Origin of the sequence: Thiocapsa sp. (genome assembly GCF_011390875.1) — a bacterium.
Lineage (GTDB): Bacteria > Pseudomonadota > Gammaproteobacteria > Chromatiales > Chromatiaceae > Thiocapsa.
On record NZ_JAABRP010000016.1, the window covers coordinates 1 to 20,187 of the forward strand.

Annotated in this window: 16 protein-coding genes; 1 reads left to right on the forward strand and 15 read right to left on the reverse strand. The window is 65.3% G+C overall.

Annotation, left to right across the window (positions count from 1 at the left end):
* The 12 genes from GPT33_RS02260 to GPT33_RS02315 all read right to left on the reverse strand — a co-directional run.
* The coding region (locus tag GPT33_RS02260) for an EAL domain-containing protein (RefSeq protein WP_296805515.1) at window positions 1-2,126 on the reverse strand (2,126 nt) is incomplete at its 3' end.
* The gene (locus tag GPT33_RS02265; RefSeq protein ID WP_296805517.1) at window positions 2,126-2,407 is read right to left on the reverse strand and encodes a circadian clock KaiB family protein; all 282 of its coding nucleotides are present in this window, start codon (window positions 2,405-2,407) and stop codon (window positions 2,126-2,128) included. The genes GPT33_RS02260 and GPT33_RS02265, both read right to left, overlap by 1 nt.
* Window positions 2,404-2,742 (reverse strand): hypothetical protein, encoded by a 339-nt coding sequence (locus GPT33_RS02270; protein WP_296805519.1) that lies wholly within the window; start codon window positions 2,740-2,742, stop codon window positions 2,404-2,406. The genes GPT33_RS02265 and GPT33_RS02270 overlap by 4 nt, the downstream gene beginning before the upstream one ends.
* Before the next feature lie 43 nt (window positions 2,743-2,785).
* On the reverse strand, window positions 2,786-5,158 hold the full coding sequence (locus tag GPT33_RS02275) for an EAL domain-containing protein (RefSeq protein ID WP_296805521.1): 2,373 nt from the start codon (window positions 5,156-5,158) through the stop codon (window positions 2,786-2,788).
* Between the two features lie 40 nt (window positions 5,159-5,198).
* Window positions 5,199-5,708 carry a hypothetical protein gene (locus tag GPT33_RS02280; protein ID WP_296805523.1) on the reverse strand — a complete coding sequence of 170 codons (510 nt, stop codon included), beginning with the start codon at window positions 5,706-5,708 and terminating at the stop codon, window positions 5,199-5,201.
* 5 nt (window positions 5,709-5,713) lie between these two features.
* On the reverse strand, window positions 5,714-6,262 hold the full coding sequence (locus tag GPT33_RS02285; RefSeq protein ID WP_296805524.1) for a chemotaxis protein CheW: 549 nt from the start codon (window positions 6,260-6,262) through the stop codon (window positions 5,714-5,716).
* Complete coding sequence (locus GPT33_RS02290) at window positions 6,252-8,045, reverse strand: diguanylate cyclase (RefSeq protein WP_296805526.1); 1,794 nt, start codon at window positions 8,043-8,045, stop codon at window positions 6,252-6,254. The genes GPT33_RS02285 and GPT33_RS02290 overlap by 11 nt, the downstream gene beginning before the upstream one ends.
* 10 nt (window positions 8,046-8,055) lie before the next feature.
* Window positions 8,056-8,406, reverse strand: coding sequence for a response regulator (locus GPT33_RS02295; protein WP_296805528.1), 351 nt, complete (start codon window positions 8,404-8,406; stop codon window positions 8,056-8,058).
* A 153-nt stretch (window positions 8,407-8,559) separates the two neighbouring features.
* Window positions 8,560-10,860, reverse strand: coding sequence for a hybrid sensor histidine kinase/response regulator (locus tag GPT33_RS02300; RefSeq protein ID WP_296805531.1), 2,301 nt, complete (start codon window positions 10,858-10,860; stop codon window positions 8,560-8,562).
* Between the two features lie 10 nt (window positions 10,861-10,870).
* A complete protein-coding gene (locus GPT33_RS02305) occupies window positions 10,871-12,340 on the reverse strand; it encodes a CheR family methyltransferase (protein ID WP_296805533.1) in 1,470 nt (489 codons plus the stop codon).
* Window positions 12,340-13,431 (reverse strand): chemotaxis-specific protein-glutamate methyltransferase CheB, encoded by a 1,092-nt coding sequence (cheB, locus tag GPT33_RS02310; protein WP_296805536.1) that lies wholly within the window; start codon window positions 13,429-13,431, stop codon window positions 12,340-12,342. The genes GPT33_RS02305 and cheB overlap by 1 nt, the downstream gene beginning before the upstream one ends.
* Entirely contained in the window at window positions 13,431-15,383 is a 1,953-nt protein-coding gene (locus GPT33_RS02315; RefSeq protein WP_296805537.1) for a methyl-accepting chemotaxis protein, read from the reverse strand. Before GPT33_RS02315 ends, cheB begins: the two co-directional genes overlap by 1 nt.
* A gap of 185 nt (window positions 15,384-15,568) precedes the next feature.
* Between GPT33_RS02315 and malQ the strand changes: the two genes are divergently transcribed.
* Complete coding sequence (gene malQ / locus GPT33_RS02320) at window positions 15,569-17,077, forward strand: 4-alpha-glucanotransferase (RefSeq protein ID WP_296805539.1); 1,509 nt, start codon at window positions 15,569-15,571, stop codon at window positions 17,075-17,077.
* Window positions 17,078-17,371: 294 nt separating this feature from the next.
* Here malQ and GPT33_RS02325 read toward each other — a convergent pair whose 3' ends face one another.
* From GPT33_RS02325 to GPT33_RS02335, 3 genes are all read right to left on the reverse strand, one after another.
* A complete protein-coding gene (locus GPT33_RS02325; RefSeq protein WP_296805541.1) occupies window positions 17,372-17,716 on the reverse strand; it encodes a TusE/DsrC/DsvC family sulfur relay protein in 345 nt (114 codons plus the stop codon).
* Window positions 17,717-18,013: 297 nt separating this feature from the next.
* Window positions 18,014-19,381, reverse strand: a complete 1,368-nt coding sequence (locus GPT33_RS02330; RefSeq protein WP_296805543.1) for a DegQ family serine endoprotease — start codon at window positions 19,379-19,381, stop codon at window positions 18,014-18,016.
* A 313-nt stretch (window positions 19,382-19,694) separates the two neighbouring features.
* Entirely contained in the window at window positions 19,695-20,168 is a 474-nt protein-coding gene (locus GPT33_RS02335; protein WP_296805545.1) for an Hsp20 family protein, read from the reverse strand.
* Between the last annotated feature and the right edge of the window lie 19 nt (window positions 20,169-20,187).

The window sequence follows — 20,187 nt, forward strand, 5'->3', positions numbered from 1 at the left end:
TTGAGTGTATCGAATGGCAGCCCCTTGAGATAGGCGAGCGAGGAATAGCCGGTGCCGAAATCATCCATCGCCAACGCGATTCCCAGACCCTTGAGATCGCCGAGGAGTCGCTGCGCATCCTCGCGCAGATCCATGACGAAGGTCTCGGTGAGCTCAAGCTCGAGACGCTCGGGGCCAAATCCGGTTTCGTTGAGGATGGATTCGAGCGTCCGTGCGAAATCGCTGCGCTGGATCTGAACCCCCGAGACGTTCACGGCAATGCGCCCGAACGGGATCCCCGCAGCCTCCCACTCGCGGGCCTGCATGCAAGCGTGTCGCAACACCCATGCGCCGAGGGGAATGATGAGCCCCGTCTCTTCGGCCAACCGAATAAAGCTGTCGGGAAGGACCATGCCGCGCTCGGGATGCTGCCAGCGCACCAGAACCTCCAGCCCGTTCACCCGAGAGCTTTCGGTGTCGACCAGCGGCTGGTAGTGCAGGCGCAGCTCGTCGCGCTCGATTGCGCGGTTCAGCTCCGAGGTTAAGGTCACGCGCTCTCGCGCATAGTCGGTCAGACCGCGGGCATAGTGGCGATAGGTGTTGCCGCCGGCCTCGCGGGCTTGGTAGAGGGCGGCATCGCAGTTCTGCATGAGCTCGGAGACTTCGGTGCCGTCCTCGGGATAGATGGCGATCCCGATACTCGCGCTCATGAAGAGCTCCGAGGCATTGACCGCGAAGGGTTTCTTCAGACTCTCGCCGATGCGCTCCGACAGCAGCGCGGAACGGGTGTCGATGTCCTCGTCACCCTCGATCAGCAGGGCGAGCTCGTCGCCGCTGAGTCGCGCCACGGTCTCGCCGATGCGCACCAATGCGGTGAGGCGTTTGGCCATCTCGCGCAGCGCAAGGTCGCCGACTGCGTGTCCGAGGCTGTCGTTGATGTGCCGGAAGCCGTCGATGTCGACCAACAGCAGGCCGATGCGGGCTTGGTTCGTGCTCGCGCGCAGCAGGGCCTGCTCAAGGCGGGTGCGGAACAGCAGCCGGTTGGGAAGGTCGGTGAGCGGGTCGCGATGCGCCAGGCGCTCGATCTGCGCCTCGGAGCGTTTGACATCGCTGAGATCCGAGAAGACGCCGACATAGTGCGTCGTTTGGCCCAGCTCCGAGCGTACCGCGTTGATGTTGACCCATTGCGGATAGATCTCGCCGTCCTTGCGGCGGTTCCAGACCTCTCCGCGCCAGTGACCCTGGTCCAATAGGGCCCGCCACATCTCTTCGTAGAAGCGCTGCTCATGCTGTCCGGATTTGAGCAGGTTCGGGTTGCGACCCAAGACCTCATCCGGGCGGTAACCGTTGATCTCGGTGAAGGCCGGATTGACCGCGATGATCGACGGGGTCGTATCCGTGACGATGACCCCCTCGCTGGTGTTCTCGAAGACGGCCGCCGAGAGCCGCAGACGCTCCTCGGCGGTTTTGCGCTCGGTGATATCCTGAAAGGCGCCTTGCACGTGGGTAATGTGGCCGGAGACGTCGCGAACCGCAGCGCCGATGGTTCGGACCCAGACCCGCCGGCCCTTCGCCGTGATGATCTGCAGCTCCTCGTCGTAGCCGATACCCTCGCGTGCGCAAGCCGTGAAGACGTGTGTGATGCGCTCCCGCCATTCCGGGGCATAGTAAGCGATGCCATCCTCGACGCGTACCACCGTGCCGGGCGGCTCCTCATGGATTCGGCAGACCTCGTCCGACCAGGTCGCCCGGTTTTCGATGAGGTCGACATCCCAGCCGCCGATCCGCGCGAGGTTCGCGGCCATCCGGATGAGTCGCTCGCGGTCATTTATCCTAGCCTCCGCAAGCTTGCGCACCGTGACGTCGCGGAGGTAGACCACGGCCACCTCGTCTCCGTCCATGGTCATCTCGACGCAGCGCATGTCCGCCGACACGATGCCGCCCGCGCGCGGAATCTCGATCTCGATCGGCTCGTCCGGAATCACGACGAAGCCGAAATCCGCGCCCAGTAATGCCTGAATCGACCGACCGAAGAGAAGCGCGGCAGCGGCATTCGCATACCGGATGACGCCCTGTCGGTCCAGCATCAGAATGGCATCCGATGCCAGTGCGACGATCCGCTCGAAGTCAACACGGTTTGCAGTCATCAATCGACCTTGAGGTCGAGACCGATCAAGACCTTTTCTCGCTCGGAAAGATCGCCGACCACGCGCCGCATCGGTGGGGGCAGCTTCTTGATGACCACGGGTGTGGCAAGGATGCGCTCGTCCTCGGCCAGTTGGGGTCGCTCGAGGATGTCGATGACCTCGATCTGGAGCACGAGATCCGCCGTGGCGACCTCGACGGCGAGCTGTTTAAGATTGTGCAGTGCGCGATCGGCAGCCGGCGTACGCCCGGCGATATAAAGCCTCAAGTGATGCGTCGTCATGCGCGTCCTCGCCCGATCGCTGCGCGTGCGCGCTCGATGCCCGCGAGACTGCGCTCGATTTGGGCGACCTGGCGATCGAGGTCGGCGGTCTTGACCTCATGCTCGGCCCGCGCCAGGCGCTCGTTGGCGGCCTGGATCTCGCTCAGCTCGGCGCGCAGCCCGCGTGCGCGCTTGAGCTCGAGATGCAGTTGGTGAATCGTTTCCTCGTCTTCTCTCTGGCGCACCAAGCGCGCGGTGCCGTAGACGATGCCGCCTTCACCGACATAAGGGTCGACGATCCGCAGCCCGTCGCGGCCCGATGCGGGAGCGCCGGCGTTGCTCGGTGGTGTGGTCATGGCGACCTTGGTTTCTCGTATCGTAGCGATGTTCATCATCCGATCAGGGTTCGGGCTCGGGCGCCGATGCAGTCCGATCCGCCGACAGGCGCCCCTCCGTCATGGACCAACTCTCCAGGAAAGCCGCTGCCGCCAACGGGCGACCATACAGGTAACCCTGCCCTTCGTCGCAGAATTCGTCGCGCAGAAAATCATGCTGTGCACGGGTCTCGATGCCCTCGGCGATGACCCCTAGGCCGAGACTGCGGCCCAAGGCGATCACGGCGCGGGCAATCGCCTCGTCGTTGCGATCTTCGCCGAGCCGCTCGACGAAGGACTTGTCCATCTTGAGTCGATTGAGCGGCAGCCGTTTCAGGTGGGCCAGGGATGAATGTCCCGTGCCGAAGTCGTCCAGCGCGAGGATCACGCCGAGTGCGCGCAAGGCATCGAGCGTGGTCACGGCGAGATCCAAGCGTCGCATGATCATCGACTCGGTGACCTCCAGCTCCAAGCGATCCGGCGCCAGGCCGGTGCGCTCGAGCGTGCGGCGGACCCGGTTTACCAAGTCGGTCCGTTCGATCTCGCGCATCGGCAGATTCACGGCCAGACGCGGTACCCGAAAGCCGGCCTGATCCCAGAGGATGAGCTGACTGCAGGCTTGCTCGAGCACCCAGGCGGTGAGATCGCCGATCAGACCGCTGTCCTCGGCTACCGGGATGAATTGATCGGGGGCGACCAGACCCAGGCGCGGGTGCTGCCAGCGGCAGAGTGCCTCGACGCCGCGCAGGCTGCAATCGCCCAAGGCGACCTGCGGCTGATAGTGGAGCCGCATCTCGTTGCGTGCCAAGGCGCCGCGCAGCTCGTGCTCCATGCGCAGACGCTCGGCGGCGCCCGCCGACATGGCGGGCTCGTAGAAATTGAATCCGTTGCGACCGTTTTCCTTGGCGCGATACATGGCGATATCGGCATGGCGCAGAAGGGTATCCATGTCCGTGCCGTCCTCCGGATAGAGGCTGATGCCGATACTGGCGGTGACGTAGAGCTCGCGGGTCTCCGTCGCGAAGGGCTGATCCAGCGTTCCGAGGAGACGCCGTGCGAATCGGGCCGCGAAGCGCGGGTTGCCTACATCGTCCATGATGACCACGAATTCGTCTCCGCCGAGGCGCGCGATGGTGTCGGAGGAACGGACCTGCGTGGCGAGTGCTGCGGCAACCCGTTCGAGCAGCTGGTCGCCCACCGAATGACCGAGGCTGTCGTTGACGTATTTGAAACGGTCCAGGTCCAGGAACAGCAGGGCGACATGCGTGCCGCTGCGCGCCGCGCGTTGCAGACACAGCTCCAGGCGCGCGCGAAAGAGGCTCCGGTTGGCCAGACCCGTCAAAGGGTCGTGGTGGGCCAGGAACTCCAGTTGCTCCTCGGAGCGTTTGAGGTGGCTGATGTCCTGAATCGTACCCTGGAGCTTGGCCACGCGGCCCCCCTCGACGACGGGTTGACAGGTCGCCTGGACCCAGAGCGCGCGGCCCTTGGCGGTGGTCATGCGCAGTTGCAGGTCATAGGGCTCGGCACGGGCGATCGCCCGGTCGATGCGATGCTCGAGCAATTGGCGATCCTCGGGACTGAAGAAGGCCAACGCCTCGGTCAGGGACGGATCATCCGCCGGAGACACGTCATGGATGCGATAGGTCATGTCGGTCCAGCGCACCTGGCCGGTCGACACGTCCATCTCCCATCCGCCGACCTTCGCGATCTTCCCGGTGGCGTCGAGAAAGCGTTCGCTGCGCTCCATCGCCTCGGTGGCCTCGGCGAGCGCGCGACGTTGGCGCACGGAATCGGTGCGATCCACGACCGCGCAGATAAACCTGGGCTCGTCGTCGAGGGCGCAGGGGAGCTTGGCGAGATGCAGATCGCCGACGAAGCGATCACCTTCCAGTGTCAGAAACCGGAGCTCGGTGAGCTCGCACGGTTGTTCCCCGTCGAGGTTGGACCAGACGTGGATCACTTCGCCGCGGTCGGCCTCCGCGATCAGGCGGGCGAAGAAGTGCTGGTGCCCGTGGTGATCGCGCAGACCGAAGAGTGCGCGCGCGCCTTGGTTCGCCTCCTTGATCAGCCCCTGTCGGTCGATGATCAGCCCGGCCAAGGGCAGACTGTTGAAGACGGCCGAGAAGCGTGCGGCCGCGTCTTCGGCGTGCTGCTGGCTGCGTTGCAGCTCCTCGTTCTGGATTTCCAGCTCCGTCTGGTAGACGCGCAGGTTCTCGACCAACTTGGCCAATTGCAGCTCTTGGCCGTCGATGCCGGCCAGGATCTCGTCCGCGAGATCGAAGCGCCCGCTTTCGAGGGCTTCGGCGGCCCGCATGCGCAAGCCGTCGACCGCCTCCTGTTCGCTCGGGCGCATGCCGTCCCGGTTCGGGTTTTCCGGGTTGTTGCGGTTGCTCGTCATGACTCCTGTCGCCGTTCGTCGAGCTCTGACCGGGAGCGCATCATCCCTGCCCGCGTCGCGCTGCATGCGCCGGGGGCGTCGTGCATGCCTCAACCGGCAGACGCCGGGGATCGATCAGTATAGCGAGGTCGTCCGCGTTCGTCGCCGAGAGTGTGACGAGCCCGCGCACGCAGGGCAGCTCGGATAGCGCCTCCAAGAGTGCTGGCAGCGGATGGATCGCGTCGACCGGTGCGCGCCGCAGCGAGACCGGCTCCTCGATGCGCACGCCGGGACGCTGCGCCCCGTCGGACGCACCATCCTGCGCGGTGTGCCTGAACCGGAGCAGACGCTCGCGCGATCCATGCGTGTCGGCGGAGACAATGGCGGACGCGCCCACGAGGCCGAGCAGATCCGCCAATGCCGGTGCCGGAGCATCCGGGGTCTCGGCGGGATCGGCGATGCCTCGGATGTTCTCGGAGACAACGGCGAACCTCAGCGCGCCGACGTGGAAGACCACCAGTTCGATCCCGCCGTCGCCGCACTCGTCTCGCCTCTCGTGTCTGCGCTCCATCCGCGTCACCGCTGCTCGGGCAACAGGGTCTGAAACACCCGATCCAGATCGAGCAGGATCACGACCTGTCCCTGATGCTCGAACACCCCGGCTGCGAGCCCGCGTAGGGGTTCTGGCAAGCTGTCCGGCGGTGCTTGGATGGACGCCTCGGTCACGTCCATGACGTCGACCACCCGATCGACCCGCAACCCGCTGCGCACCTGGGTCCCCCGGGCGAGCAGAATGGCGGAGCGACGGGCGGACGGGGCGTGCGTCATGCCGAGCAGATCGCCGAGTCGGACCACCGAGGCGATATCGCCGCGGACATTGATGATGCCCTCCAGCGCCGGTGGGCAGCCCGGGACGAAATGGATCGTCGTGAGAGGGAGGATCTCCACCAGCACGCGCGCCGGGAAGGCAAGCAACGTCTCGCCGACAACGAAGATCACGAGCTTGACCTTGGCGGTCTCGATCTCGACGATCCGAGCGCCGGCTTCGCGCCGCCGATCCAGGAGCATGTCCAGCTTGTCGCGATCGGACACGTCGGTGGCGGATTCGGTTCGCTCAAGATCCATCGGACGTCCCCGTCGAGTCGGGCTCGGGCAGCCTGTCTTGCACGGTCGCGATCTCGACCCGATTGCGTCCGCCCTTCTTGGCCCGGTAGAGCGCCCGGTCGGCGGCCTCGGTCATGGCGTCCGGGCTGTCGAAGGTCGGAAAGTCCGCTACCCCGACGCTGAAGGTGCAGCGGAACTCCTGTCCGTCCGAGAAGAAGGTCACGTTGGAGAAACTGGTGCGCAGGGCATCAAGGATGCGTTTTGCCCGCTCGACGCTCACACCGCTGAGGACCACCGCGAACTCCTCCCCGCCGTAACGTCCGACCAGGTCGTCCTCGCGCAGGCGCAGGCGCAGCGTTCGGCTCAACGCCATGAGGACCTGATCGCCGGTCGGATGGCCGTAGGTGTCGTTGACCGACTTGAAATGATCGACGTCGAGCATGGCGAAGCACAGGGACGTCCCGGCCCGACGCGCGTTCGCCGCCGCGACCTCTAGAAACTGCATGATGGCATTGTGATTGAAAAGTCCGGTCAGGCCGTCGCGGACCATCAACGAGTGCAGGATGCGCATGCGCTCGGCTCGCAGACCGACCTCGGCAATCAGTCGGGCCGGCTCGATCGGTTTGGTCAGAAAGCCATCCGCTCCGACTGCGAGCGCCTTGTGCTGGCGCTCCACGTCCGTCTCGGAGGAGACATAGATGATCGGCAGGCTCACATGGCCCGGGATCTGGCGCAGGATCCGCGACAGCTCCGGCCCCGAGCAGTCCGGCATGTACATGTCCATCAGCACCAGGTCGGCATCGAAGGTGTCGAGCAGACCCAGCACCTGCTCCGGATCGCTCACCGCCTTGGCGACCATGCCGGCTTCTTCCAGGACCGCGGCATGGAACTGGGCCAGCTCGCGGTCATCGTCAACCACCAGGACGTTGATGGGCTCGGGCGGATGCGGGTTGGTGAGCCGATCGAGGAATTCCAGCAGCTCGACCGTTTTGATCGGCTTGGTGCAGTAGGCGCTGCCGCCGGCACGTACCGCCTGGAGGCGCCCGCCGAAGTCGTCGCGACAAGAGATGAAGATGCAGGGGATTGCCTCCTCCTCCCCGGTCCTGATCTCGGCCAGCATCTTCGGCCCGGCATTCTCGTCCTCCGGGAAAACCACGTCGAGGATCATCGCCGACGGGCGTTCGATGCCCACCGCCTCGCGTAAGTCGGCTAGGTTCGTGAAGGCCCGCACGCGATAGCCGAAACAGCCGAGCTGACCGGCCAGTTGCGCGGCAAGATCGGGGTCGTCGTCGCAGAGATAGACCATCCGCTGGCTGCGATCCGCGGGTTGTCCGGGGCGTGCGTCGGGCGCCTGTCCGGATGTTGGCTCGAGCTGCGGCTCCGGACCGGGAAGCTCGAATCCGGGGGCCACATCCGGGTCCACCTGCACATCGGCGGCGAGCGCCAGCGCGTCCAGGTCGTCCATCAGGCGCGCGAGCTCGGTCGGCAGCGCGGCCTCGACCCACCCGCCCGAGTCCATGGCACGGCGCATGGCCTGCTCGGCGCTCTCGGCGGTATCGCTGATCTGGCGGAAGCCGAAGGTGGCGCCCGATCCCTTCAGGGTGTGGAAGAGGACGTACAGGGCATCGAGACGGGCGTGATCGATCTCGCCCGGGTGCAGCTCGGCGACTGCGCGGCGCGCATCGGCAAGACGCCCGGGCAACTGGGACACAAAAGACGCGCGCAGACGCGCCTTGCGGACTTGAAAGGATTCGGCCTTGTTCGGCGCGGCGGGCGTGGAGGCGTTTCCCCGTTCGGCGACCATGGTTTCCTCGTTAAATTCCGGCGACGGCGGCCGGCAACGTGGCCTCGAGCGACGCATCCTTCGTCAGACAGGCGGCAAGGCCGGGGACCTGCGCGCGCAGCGGTTCCGGGTTGTCCCCGGTCAGGAGGACGAAGGGGGTCGGAATGTCCCGATCGCGCATCTCCCGGAACAGGTCCAAACCGTTCAACAGCGGCATGTGCATATCCGAGATGACCAGGTCGAATCCCGTGTGTTCCTCGCCGAGGGCATCGAGTGCCTCCATGCCGCTCTCTACGAGCCTACAGTCGTGCCCTTCCGCATCCAGAATGGCCTCGGCCATCGCTCCTGCGAAGGGGTCATCGTCGACGATCAAGATACGCATGACAAAGGGTCCTTAGTAACGTGTCGGAGATAAGTCGAGCGCCGAATCCAATCGTTGTCTTAATCGACAGCGACAACGACTTCCGTCGCAGAGTAATTCTCTCGTCGAGTTGTTTGACTTATTTTTGAACCGTTCCTCTTGGGCGGTGTGTGATCAGCCGAGCAGATTCCGTAAGGTGTCGACGAGATTGGATTGGTCGAAATCGCCCTTGACGATATAGGCGTCGGCGCCGACCTGGATGCCACGCTGTTTGTCCTCGCGGGTCTGACGCGAGGTGACGATGATGATCGGTGTGGAACGGTATTTGTCGTTCTCGCGCAGCTTGGCGGTGAGGGAGAAACCGTCCAGACCGGGCATCTCGACATCGGTGAGGACCGCGTCGAAGCGTCCGCCCACGGCCTTCTGCCAACCGTCGAGGCCGTCTTCGGCCAGGGTGACGCGGTAGCCGGACGCCTCCAGGACCTCTTTTTCGATCTCGCGCGTGTTCAGCGAGTCGTCCACGACCAGGATGTGCTGACCCTGGTGTCCGTCGTGTCGCGGCGCCGAGTCCTTCACCGCCGCCTTGATCGCCTCGCCGCGGATGCGTCGTGCCGCATCCAGCAGGGCGGGGGCCTGGAGCAGACTGACGAGCGCGTTGGTGCCGGTGACGACCACGCCGCCGACCAGGCCGCCGAGTGCGCCCCGGCCGCGCATGTGCTCGGGCAGCGGCTTGAGGACCATGTCGCGCTCGTCGACGAGCTGATCCACGACCAGCCCCAGCTTCGCCTGTCGCACCCCGATGATGACGACCAGGAGTGCCTCCTCGTCGAGTCCCTGTCGGCGTCGTGCGGACGACTCGGCCGGCGCGGGCAGACCCAGGAGGTCGGCCAAGGGGATCAGCGGGACCAACTCGTTGCGGAGCACGACCGCCGGGCGTCCGGCGACCTGAATCGTCTCGGAGCGGGTGGTGCGGATCAGCTCGGAGACGTGGGGCGCGGTGATTCCGAAGCAGTGCCCGGCCGCCTCGAGCAGCAGGATCCGCATCACCGCCAGCGAGAGCGGGAGCTTGAGCGTCAGGGTGGTTCCTGCGCCCGGTCGAGAGTTGATCGAGACCGAGCCTTGCAGTTCGTCGGTGATGACGCGCTTGACCACGTCCATCCCGACCCCGCGTCCCGAGACCTCGGTGATGATGGCGCTGGTGCTGAAGCCGGGGTGGAAGATGAGGTCGGCGACTTGCTCGTCGGTGATCTCGTGGCTGGCACCGACCTCGATCAGGCCCTTTTGGAGTGCCTTCTCGATGATCCGCGCGCGGTCGAGTCCGCGGCCGTCGTCGCTGATGGCGATCAGCACGGCGCCGCCCTCCTGACGTGCCGAGAGACGAATCTCCCCGAGCGCCGGCTTGCCCGCCGCCAGACGCTCCTCGGTCGACTCGATGCCGTGGTCGATGGCGTTGCGCACCAGATGGACCAGCGCGTCGCCGAGGTGGTCGATGATCTGGCGGTCGAGCTCGATCTCGCTGCCGCTCGTCTCGCACCGGATCTCCTTGCCGAGCGAGCGTCCGAGCTCGCGCGCAACCCGGGCGATCGGATCCATGACCGTGCCCAGAGGCAGCATCCGCATGCCGAGTGCGCGATCGTTGAGCTCGCCGATGAGCCGCTCTTGATCGAGCGTCAGGTCGCGCAGATCGAGCGTGAACCCGTGCAGTGCGCGGGCAAGCTCCGCCGACTCGGCCCCGGTTTCGGCGAGGGTGCGGGCGGCGAGCGCCCGGGCCGTGGCGTCGAGCCGGCGCGCCTCGCCCAGGACGTGACGCAGCCGCGCTTGGTTGGAGACCATCTCGCCCATCAGCTTGACCAGGGTGTCGAGCTTGTCCATGCGCACGCGCACCGTCTCGGGTGCGCGGATGCTTGTCGCGGCCTCGGTGCCGGTCGGTTGCGGGGTTTGCGGCGTCGGGTCCGTCGCGGATGGTGGCGGCGGCGGGGCTGCAGACGGGATGTTGCCCCGGATGGCGTCCGGGATCGAGTGCGCGTCGGCAGCGGCCGACTGCTCGGGAATCGGCGGCGGGCTTGGCTCCGACCAATCACCTGCGGCGGCCCGGGTGAGCCGTTCGCATAGGGCTTGATCGGGTGGTCCGCAGGCCGCGCCCGCGCCGGATGCGGCGACCTCTTCGATCATTGCGCCGATGGCATCCACTCCGCGCATCAGCAGTGCGGCGAGCGCCGGGTCGGGCTGGATCTTGCCTTCGCGCAAGACGCCGAGCACGTCTTCGAGATGGTGCGCGGTCTCGGCGATGCTCGCGAGCTTGAGCATGCGCGAGGATCCCTTGATGGTGTGGGCGGATCGGAACAGGGCGTCGATACCGTCCCGGCCGCCGTCGCCCGCCGTCCCGAGCGTGGCGAGTCCGGTCTCGAGCCGGGCGATATGCTCGCGCGCCTCGTCGACGAAACGGCCGATGAATTTGGTGATGTCGAGTGCCATGACGAGGCTCTCAGGCCGCGGCGTCGGCGAGACGCGCCAGACGCGTCTCGCACAGGAAGCGCAGATCCTTCACCGACAGGAGCGAGGGCAGCGCGCCCGTGCCCTGCAGCGCGAGTGTCTCGTTGCGCAGCTGGCGCAGCACGATCCGGTATTCGCGTTCTGCCGGCCCCGTCTCGCCTTGCTGGCGATAGGTTTCGGCGAGCTGGTAGTGGGCTCGCCAGCAGTCGGGTTTGTCGTAGACCGCCCGACGCAAGGCGCTGATCGCGCCCTGTGTGTCGCCGCGCAGACGTGCACAGCGCCCGAGCAGAAGGAGCGCGTCCGAAGACCAGGGGTCGCGCGTCAGCGCGCGTTGCGCGGCCGCTTCGGCACCGGCCGTGTCGCCGCGCTCGAGCAGCAGATGGGCTTGGAGCGCGAGATGCTCGACGGCGGCGTCCTCGCGATCGCAAAGCGGGGCGAGATGGCGAAGCGCCTCCTCGAAACGCTCGGATCGGGCCGATGCCAGGGCTTGCTCATAGTGCCCCTGCTCGGCCGGGTTCTCGATCGACGAATCGCGTCGGTCGGTCGAGGCGGATCCTGCTGCGTCGGCTCGGGGCGCGTGTGCGCTCGGGCGCGTCTGAACTGCAGTGGCCGAGCGTGCATCGCGTCCGTGGGGCGTGCGCCGTAGCGAGGGCTCGACCGGCATCTTCTCGAACAGGAAGACGCCGTCCAGGGCAAGCAGACGCATCAGGCCGAAGTCATTCGCCAGCGTCTCGGAGGTGCCGACGATCAGATGACCCTGCGGCTTGAGCAGGTCACGCAGCCGCGTCATGACGGCCTTGCGGGTCGCCGCGTCGAAGTAGATGGAGACATTGCGGAAGAAGATGACGTCTTGTCCCTGCATCGCCTCCGGGTAGTCGGGTGCGAGCAGGTTCCAGGGGATGAAATCGACCTGCCGTCGAATCGCGGCATCGACGCGGCGGTGCGTGCCGTCCACCGCCGAGAACCAGCGGTCACGAAGCTCGGCAGGCAGGGCCCGAAAGGCGAACGGGCCGTAGATGGCCGTGCGGGCGCGCTCGAGTGCGGCGTCGTCGACATCGCCCGCGGTAATGCGGAACAGCTGCTCGGCGAGATCACCGTAACGCTCGCGCAAGGCGATGGCGATCGAATAGGGTTCCTCGCCGGTGGAGCATCCCAAGGAGAGGATCCGGATCGGATTGCCCTTCGCGGCTTGCGTCAAGCGCGCCGGCACGAGCCGCTCCGTGAGCAGAGTCAGGTGGTCGGGCTCACGGTAGAAGTAGGTCTCGTTGACCGTCAGCAGACTGGTCAGACGCCCGAGCTCGACCGGATCGGCGTTAAGGGATTTCAGATAGTTGTCGATCGATCCCGCAGCGGTTGCCGTGATCCGGCCTGCCAGGATGGACAGGAGTCGTCTATCCGCGTCCGGGCCGAAGTGCAGCCCGAGGCGATCTTTGACGAAAGACTTAAAGGACCGGATCGGCATCAGGCGATCCCGGCGCCGATTGCAGCGCGACGACCCGCCAGGGTGCAGAGCTTGCCTGCGATAAGATCGAGCGGCAGCGTCATCTGAACACCGCCGGCGAGGATCGCCTCGCGGTTCATCCCGAAGATGACCGAGGTGGCCTCGTCTTGGGCGATGGTCGTCCCGCCGGCTTTCGCGAGTGCGAGCATCCCTTGTGCGCCGTCGCGTCCCATCCCGGTGAGGATCACGCCCACGGCATCGCGCCCGACCTGCGCCGCGACGCTGGCCAGCAGCCGATCGCAGCTCGGGCGATACATGTCGGTCTCCATGCGTTGCTCCAAACGGATGCGTCGCCCGGCACCGAGTGTCATGTGGGTGATCGAATCGGCGAGATAGATCCGCCCGGGCGCGAGCGCCTCGCCTTCGACGGGGATCTTCACCGGCAGTGCGCAGAGTTGAGCCAACCAGTCGGCCATCGCCCCGGCGAAGCCGTCGGAGATGTGCTGGGCGATCAGTACCGGGGCTGCAAAGTCGGTCGGAAGGTCCGGAAGGATTCGAGCGAGGGCTTGAGGCCCGCCCGTCGAGGCGGCGATGGCGACGACAACCGAGCCGGATCGGCTCGGTTGCGGTGTTGGCGGCTCGCCAAGCCGAGCCGGGGCAGTCGGGTCGTCGGCCCCGTATTTGAGTGCGAGCGCGCCGTTGCGCCGGATATGGCGGATGACCGGAATCCGGGCCAGGATGCGCAGGCGTACCGCCAGTTCCGGTCCCTCGTCGAAGGTCGGTTTGCGCGCGGCCTCGAGTGCACCGCGTGCGACCGCGGCCATCGCGTTGGGGGCGTCGGCCTGGTCGGAAAGGACCAGGATGGGCACGGCGTGGCGGGACATGATCTCCTCGATCGCCTGCATCCCGTCCATCTGGGGCATTTGAAGATCCATGGTGACGATGTCCGGCTTGAGCGCCAGGGTCTTCTCGACCGCTTCCCGACCATCCGCGGCCTCGCCGCAGACGACAAGCCCCGGCGCCGCCTCGATGAGCGCCCGGATCAGGCTCCTTGCAGAGCGGCTGTCGTCCACCACCAAGACCCGTACCGGACGCATTGTAGGTGCCGTCATCAGGGCGGGCTCGACATACCGGGTGCAGCGGACGGCGTGCGTGCTCCGTCGAGTACAAACTGATCCAGTCTGCCCTGCAGGGCACCCGAGAGCTCGTTCATATCGCGCGCGATATCGGCGATCCGGCGTACGGCGCCTGCGGTCTCCGAGCTGGCGGTGACGATCTCGCGCAAGGCGACCACAACCTGACCGCTGGCGGTGCGCTGCTGTTGCGTTGAGAGACTGATCTGCTGGGCGGAGGTCGAGGTCTCGCTCGCCGCCTCGACGATGGCATGGAGGATATCCGCCGTGCTGGCCGAGTCCGCGATCCCCTCCTGGATCCCGGTGGAGCCTTTCTCCGAGCTGATCACGAGCCGGTTGATCGACTCCTGGATCTCGGCGACCTTGCCGGTGATCTCGCCGGTGGATTCGGTCACCGAGTCGGCCAGCCGCCGAATCTCGGCGGCGACGACGCCGAAGCGTTTCCCCGCCTCGCCCGCAGAGGATGCCTCCAAGGCCGCGTTGAAGGCGATCAGTTTGGTCTGATCCGCCACCGTATCGATGATCTGCATGATCTTGGAGATCTCCTTGGAGCGGGTGCCGAGCTCGAGGATCTCGTTCAGCGCGTTCTGATTGTCCTCGCCGATCCGTCGCATTTTCTCCACCAGGCTCTGCATGGCATCCGAGCCGCGCAGGCTGTCGTCGTAGGTCCGACCGGCGATGTTCACGACGGACTCGGAGTATTCCGCGATCTGGGTCGAGGAGGCGGAGAGCTCTTCCATCGTCGAGGTGATCTCGGCCACCGAGGCCGACATCTGACTGGAGGTCGCGGCCTGTCCGTCGACCGCCTGCGCGATCTCGCGCGATGCCGCATGGACCGAGAAGGCGGTCGTCTCCACGCCCGTGACCAACGCGTTGAGATGCTCGCGCATTCCCTCGAGCGCGCGGGCGAGGTCGGCCAGCTCGTCCTTGCCGTCGATCGAGTCGCCGCCGCTGAGATCGCCGTTGGTGACGCGGTCGATCTCGTTGGCCAGGCGGCGTATCCGTTTCGTGATGGCATGGGCGGTGATCAGCGAGATACCGATGCTGAACAACGCGACCAGGACGCCGATGATCATGGCCTGTACGCGCGTCTTGCCGAGGACGGTGACGTACGGGGTGCGATCCATCGCCACCTCGACGACACCGAGCGGCTTTCCCGAGTAATCCGCAATCACCTCCGCATAGGCCGCGACAGGTATCGTGCCGATCTCGAGCTCGGCGACTTGGGGTTTGCTTGTAAAGGCGGCCCTCAGTGCATCCGGACCGAGGAAAGGCTGACCTTCATGCGTACTCGCAAATGTCTCCACCTCGCCGTCGCGCAGGATATAGAGTGCGGCCTCCACGCCGTAGCTTGCTTTGAAGTCGTCGAAGAAGGCTTGGCCGAACGACATGCCGAATTCGACGGAGCCGAGGTGGCTTCCATCTCGGAGCACCGGCACCACGCCGCGGGCGCCGAGGCCCGCGACGCCGAGCTCCAGCCCGCGGTGCGGCGTGCGATCGCGGTTGGTATCCACGACCGAACGGCGGAAGCTCGACAGGTCGTCGCCGAACTTCTCCAGCATATGCAGACGCAGAAAAGACATCGCCGGCGCGGTGTGGAACTGGAACTGAACCGCACCGAAGTCGCGTGCGAGGGCCACAAACGGCGGGTGAAACTGCTCGGCGAGCCAATCGCGATCGCCCGCGGCGAAACGCGCCTGGACCTCCGGCATCTCGGCGACCAGGACGCTGAGTGCCTCCGCCAATTCGACTTCATCGCGGATCCGCGTCTGGACCATCGCCGCGTACTGGCGCAGCTCGGACTCCTCAGCCGTGCGGCTTACGGTCTTGAGATTGTGTAGGCTCACGAGCGTGAGCGTGGTAATGGCAAGGATGATCGCGGCACCGATCACCAGGAGGATGTTGGCCCACAGGCGGATTTGCTTGAACATCTGGACGCGTCTCTGATGTGGATCGCGAACGCCCGATGTGGGTTCGCCGCGGGAAATACGCCGAGAGTTTAGCTGAACCGACGTGGGCGACGGTGAGAACCCGCAAGCAATCCCGCACGGTTTTTCGGTCGCGCTTTGGGTAGACTCGCGGGTTTTACCCCTCGCCCAGACTTTGGAGTCACGGCATGCACCGCACCAGCGGCATTTTGCTTCACCCGACATCGCTGCCAGGTCCCTTTGGGATCGGCGATCTCGGGCACTCGGCCCGGCGTTTCGTGGATTTTCTCGCGGCAGCGGGGCAGGGGCTGTGGCAGATGTTGCCGCTGGGGCCGACCGGTTACGGGGAGTCGCCTTATCAGTGCACTTCCGCCTTTGCCGGCAATCCGTTATTGATCAGCCCGGAGCTCTTGGTGGACGGAGGATGGCTCGGGCCGGAGGATCTCGATGCCCCGGATTTTTCGAGCGATCAGGTCGATTTCCATGCCGTCATCCCGTGGAAGCGTGCGCTGATCGCCCGCGCGGTGCATGCGTTTCAGGAGCATGCGAGCGAGACTGATCGCGAGGACTACCTCCTTTTTCGTCAGGCGCACGCCGACTGGTTGAACGATTTCGCCCTCTATCATGCGCTGAAGGTTCACCACGGACATCGTCCCTGGACCGAGTGGCGGGCCGATCTGGCGCAGCGCGAGCCGGAAGCCTTGGCGCGCTGGAGCAAGGCCCATGCGCGCGAGCTCGATGCCCAACGTCTGATCCAATACTTCTTCTTTACCCAATGGTCCGGGCTGCGCGCCTATGCCAACAGCCGCGGGGTGCACCTCATCGGCGATATGCCGATCTTCGTCGCCCATGATTCGAGTGAGGTCTGGACGCATCGGGAGTGGTTTCAGCTCGACGACGCGGGTCATCCCACCGTCATCGCCGGCGTGCCGCCGGATTATTTCAGCGCGACCGGGCAGCGTTGGGGCAATCCGCTCTACGATTGGGCGACGGTGGCGGCGGACGGCTACAGCTTCTGGGTGCAACGCCTACGACGGGTCCTGGAGCTGGTGGACCTGGTGCGGATCGATCACTTTCGGGGGTTCGCCGGCTACTGGGAGATCCCGGCGGCGGAGGAGACCGCCATCAACGGCCGTTGGATGCCCGGTCCCGGGACGGCGCTCTTCGACGCACTGCGTGCAACACTCGGCGAGGGCCTGCCGCTGATCGCCGAGGATCTCGGCGTGATTACCGAGGACGTGGAGGCCCTGCGCGACGGGCTCGGCCTGCCCGGCATGGCGATCCTGCAATTCGGATTCGAGGACACTGAGGACGGGTTCGGGCGCTCATCCTTCCTGCCCCACAATCATCGTTCCAGCCTTGCGGTCTATACCGGCACCCACGACAACAATACGCTGCTTGGTTGGTGGGCGCTGCGCGACCCTGGAACCCGCCACAACGCGATGCTCTATCTCAACAGCGACGGCAGTGAGATCCACTGGGATTTCATTCGCAGTGCGCTCGGATCGGTCGCTGCGCTCGCGCTTTTCCCGATGCAGGATGTCCTGGGTTTGGGTGCCGAGGCGTGCATGAACCGACCTGGCACCACCGAGGGCAATTGGCTCTGGCGCTATCGCGAGGAGATGTTGACGGACGACGCAGCCGAGCGGCTGCGTGTCCTGAGCAGGATTTACGGTCGTTTACCCTATCCGACTTGACGTTGTGTGCCGCGGAGGTTGCGCCGACGACAGGAAGCACAACGGCCACCGGCATGGTGTGCCTCGCGGTGCTCGGCACAACCTCCGCGGACAGCTTGCGGTTTAAACCGCGCCCGGTGCGATATGCGCAATTTGTTGGAGTGGCTTGGCCGCGCCAGCCCCGACGACTGTCGGAGCTGGCGCGGTTTAAAGTCTTAGAAAAATATCAAATCCTAAACCGCGTCTCACCGGGGTCGAGGACATCTCCGAAGCCAAACGCAAAATAAAAACGACGCATCTCGCTCCGGACGCGGTTTAGCAGGAATGACAGTAATAGCGGGGCAACCCCGCAAGACGACAGGCCTGCTTGCACCCCCCGTTCGGAAAGAGCCCTTCCAGGTGCTTGCGCGAGCAGGGCGTATGGGGTGAAACGTGGGCGCCGACGGTCTTGATGACGACCTTCGGGGAGGGCGGCATCTCGTGGGTTGCGTAATAGTCGCGAAGGAAATTGATGACCGCCCAATGACACTCGGTCAGGCTCAGGCCTTCCTCTTCCGCCAAGGCCGTTGCGACCGACGGTTCCCAATCGTCGAAATAGGCCAGATGACCCTGCTTGTTGATCTCGAGCTGCCGTCCGGCGATCTGCATGGCTGACATCATGTGCTCCTCCACCCGTCGGGTGGTCCGGTACTGCTTTGGTGGTTTTATGCCTGTCCGATGGCTTTCGGTCCATGTTCGGGGTCGTGCCGAACCTGCATCTGGTCCGACTAGACAATTGTCAATGAATTTTCGCGTAATCATGGACCGAAATCCGGCAGATGCAACCGGATCCAGATCAACGGGAGGCCGAATTTCGATCTAAACCGCGTCCAGAGCGACATGCGTCGTTTTGCGTTTGGCTTTGGAGATGTCCTCGATCTCGGTGAGGCGCGGTTTAAATCGATCGCAGACGCCGGGTCAGCGCCGGGCCAGGACGACCAGGTCATTGCCGCGCTGGACGCGCAGGTTCAGGATGTCTCCGGTTTGGCGCAGGACCTGCGCGACGTCCCGCAGGCTTGCGACCCTTTGGCCGTTGACCTGGAGGAGGCGGTCACCCTCGCGAAGGCCTGCGTTCCATGCCGGGCTGCCGGGCTCGACGGTACCGACGGGGAGTGCCGGAACCCCGCCTCGACGATCGAGCTCGCCGAGCAAAGCCCCCGCCAGACCGGGTGCGACGCGACGCCCCTCGACGAATGTCTCGTAAGGGTCGGCGATGGTCCCCTTGATCCGGTGGTACTTGCCCCCGCGCGAGATCTCGAGCTCCACGCGCGCGCCGACACGCAACAGACCGAATCGATTGCGCAGATCCTCGGCCCCCTTCACCGCTGCGCCGTTGATCTCAAGGATGACGTCGCCTTCCTGAAGACCGGCTTCTGCCGCGGCCGAGTCGGGCTCAACAGCGTTGACCACGGCGCCGTCGCGTCGTGCGATGCCGAGTGCGGCGGCCAGCTCGGGCGTAAGATCCTGGATGGCGACGCCGAAGAGGCCGCGTCGAACCGATCCGTGCTCCACGAGCTGATCCATAACCGCTCGCGCCATGTTCGCCGGGATGGCGAAACCGATCCCGATGTTCCCGCCGCCCGGTGCGAGAATCGCTGTATTGACGCCGACCAGCTCGCCACGCAGATTCACCAACGGGCCGCCCGAGTTGCCGGGATTGATGGATGCGTCGGTCTGGATGAAGCTCTCGTAGCCCTCGATCCCGAGACCCGAGCGGCCGAGTCCGCTGACGATGCCCGAGGTTACTGTCTGGCTCAGCCCGAAGGGATTGCCGATCGCGACGACGAAGTCGCCGACCTTGAGCGCATCCGAGTCCACCACCGGTAAGGCGTTCAGGTCGTCGGCCGGGATGCGCAGGACCGCGATGTCGGTCTCGGAATCCGCCCCGACCAGCTCGGCCACCAGGGAGCGCCCGTCGTGCAGGGTCACCTGGATCTCGCTCGCCTTGGCGATGACGTGCTGATTCGTCAGGACCAGACCACGCTCGGCATCGACGATGATCCCCGAGCCCAGGCTGTTGCCCTCGCGATGCCGATGCTCGGGAGGCGTCTCGAAGAAGCGGCGAAAGAAAGGGTCGCGCATCAGCGGATGCTCGGCCGCCTCGATGCGCGTGACGGTGGAGATGTTGACCACGGCCGGCACGGCCTGCTCGAGCATGGGGGCGAGGCTCGGTAAGGGCTGACCCGCGACACCGAGAGGCAGAGCCGCGCGGGCGATGCCGCTTGCCAGTGCGAGTAGGATCCAGCACAGACGGATCGATGAGGAGAGACGCATGGGTTCGAGCATGATGTCGAGGCGATGATCGAAGGGCTTATTTGAACCGCAATGACGCGAAGGGCGCAAAGGCTTTCAATCCGGCGGGTGATCGGTCGTCGGGCGGGAATCCTCCTCTCGATGCAGATGCGGATCGAAGACCCACTGAACCGCACACAAGCAAAAGCCGGGCGATTGCCCGGCTCGTTCTACGATCGACCTAACCCGCGTCCAGAGTGACATGCGTTGTTGTCGTGTTGTGACGGGCTCAAGGATTCCCCCGAATTTTCTGAAGGCGCGGTTTAACGCGTCACGCGTTCGAACCGCGTGACGCACCGCCTTCGAATCAGGCAGCGACTTGGGTCTTGTGGGACTCGCCCTCGAGATACCGGCCAGTTTCGCCGCGAATCTCGATCTTGCGAGGCTTCATCGCCTCCGGGATCTCGCGACGCAGGTCGACATGCAGGAGGCCGTTTTCGAGACGCGCATCCAGCACCCGGACATAGTCGGCAAGCTGGAATTTGCGCTCGAAGTTGCGGTTGGCGATCCCGCGGTAGAGGTATTTTGCCTGACCCTTATCCTCGTCGTCCGCACGGGCGCCCGAGACGGTCAGGATGTTTTCCTTGACCTCCATGGTGAGATCTTTATCGGTGAAGCCGGCCACCGCCATCGTGATGCGGTAGTCGTTCTCGCCGCTGACCTCGATATTGTAAGGAGGGTAGCCGCCGGGCTCGGAGCGGTAGGCCGTCTCCAATGCGGACGACATCCGATCAAAGCCGATCATGGAGCGGAAGAGTGGTGAAAAGTCGATGTTTGTCATTGACATATCCTCGATTGAG

What these genes read in the sequence shown, in the direction of transcription:
- GPT33_RS02265 (WP_296805517.1), bottom strand. Translation starts at nt 2,407, where the DNA reads ATGACGACGCATCACTTGAGGCTTTATATCGCCGGGCGTACGCCGGCT.
- GPT33_RS02270 (WP_296805519.1), bottom strand. Translation starts at nt 2,742, where the DNA reads ATGACCACACCACCGAGCAACGCCGGCGCTCCCGCATCGGGCCGCGAC.
- GPT33_RS02275 (WP_296805521.1), bottom strand. Translation starts at nt 5,158, where the DNA reads ATGACGAGCAACCGCAACAACCCGGAAAACCCGAACCGGGACGGCATG.
- GPT33_RS02280 (WP_296805523.1), bottom strand. Translation starts at nt 5,708, where the DNA reads ATGGAGCGCAGACACGAGAGGCGAGACGAGTGCGGCGACGGCGGGATC.
- GPT33_RS02285 (WP_296805524.1), bottom strand. Translation starts at nt 6,262, where the DNA reads ATGGATCTTGAGCGAACCGAATCCGCCACCGACGTGTCCGATCGCGAC.
- GPT33_RS02290 (WP_296805526.1), bottom strand. Translation starts at nt 8,045, where the DNA reads ATGGTCGCCGAACGGGGAAACGCCTCCACGCCCGCCGCGCCGAACAAG.
- GPT33_RS02295 (WP_296805528.1), bottom strand. Translation starts at nt 8,406, where the DNA reads ATGCGTATCTTGATCGTCGACGATGACCCCTTCGCAGGAGCGATGGCC.
- GPT33_RS02300 (WP_296805531.1), bottom strand. Translation starts at nt 10,860, where the DNA reads ATGGCACTCGACATCACCAAATTCATCGGCCGTTTCGTCGACGAGGCG.
- GPT33_RS02305 (WP_296805533.1), bottom strand. Translation starts at nt 12,340, where the DNA reads ATGCCGATCCGGTCCTTTAAGTCTTTCGTCAAAGATCGCCTCGGGCTG.
- cheB (WP_296805536.1), bottom strand. Translation starts at nt 13,431, where the DNA reads ATGACGGCACCTACAATGCGTCCGGTACGGGTCTTGGTGGTGGACGAC.
- GPT33_RS02315 (WP_296805537.1), bottom strand. Translation starts at nt 15,383, where the DNA reads ATGTTCAAGCAAATCCGCCTGTGGGCCAACATCCTCCTGGTGATCGGT.
- malQ (WP_296805539.1), top strand. Translation starts at nt 15,569, where the DNA reads ATGCACCGCACCAGCGGCATTTTGCTTCACCCGACATCGCTGCCAGGT.
- GPT33_RS02325 (WP_296805541.1), bottom strand. Translation starts at nt 17,716, where the DNA reads ATGATGTCAGCCATGCAGATCGCCGGACGGCAGCTCGAGATCAACAAG.
- GPT33_RS02330 (WP_296805543.1), bottom strand. Translation starts at nt 19,381, where the DNA reads ATGCTCGAACCCATGCGTCTCTCCTCATCGATCCGTCTGTGCTGGATC.
- GPT33_RS02335 (WP_296805545.1), bottom strand. Translation starts at nt 20,168, where the DNA reads ATGACAAACATCGACTTTTCACCACTCTTCCGCTCCATGATCGGCTTT.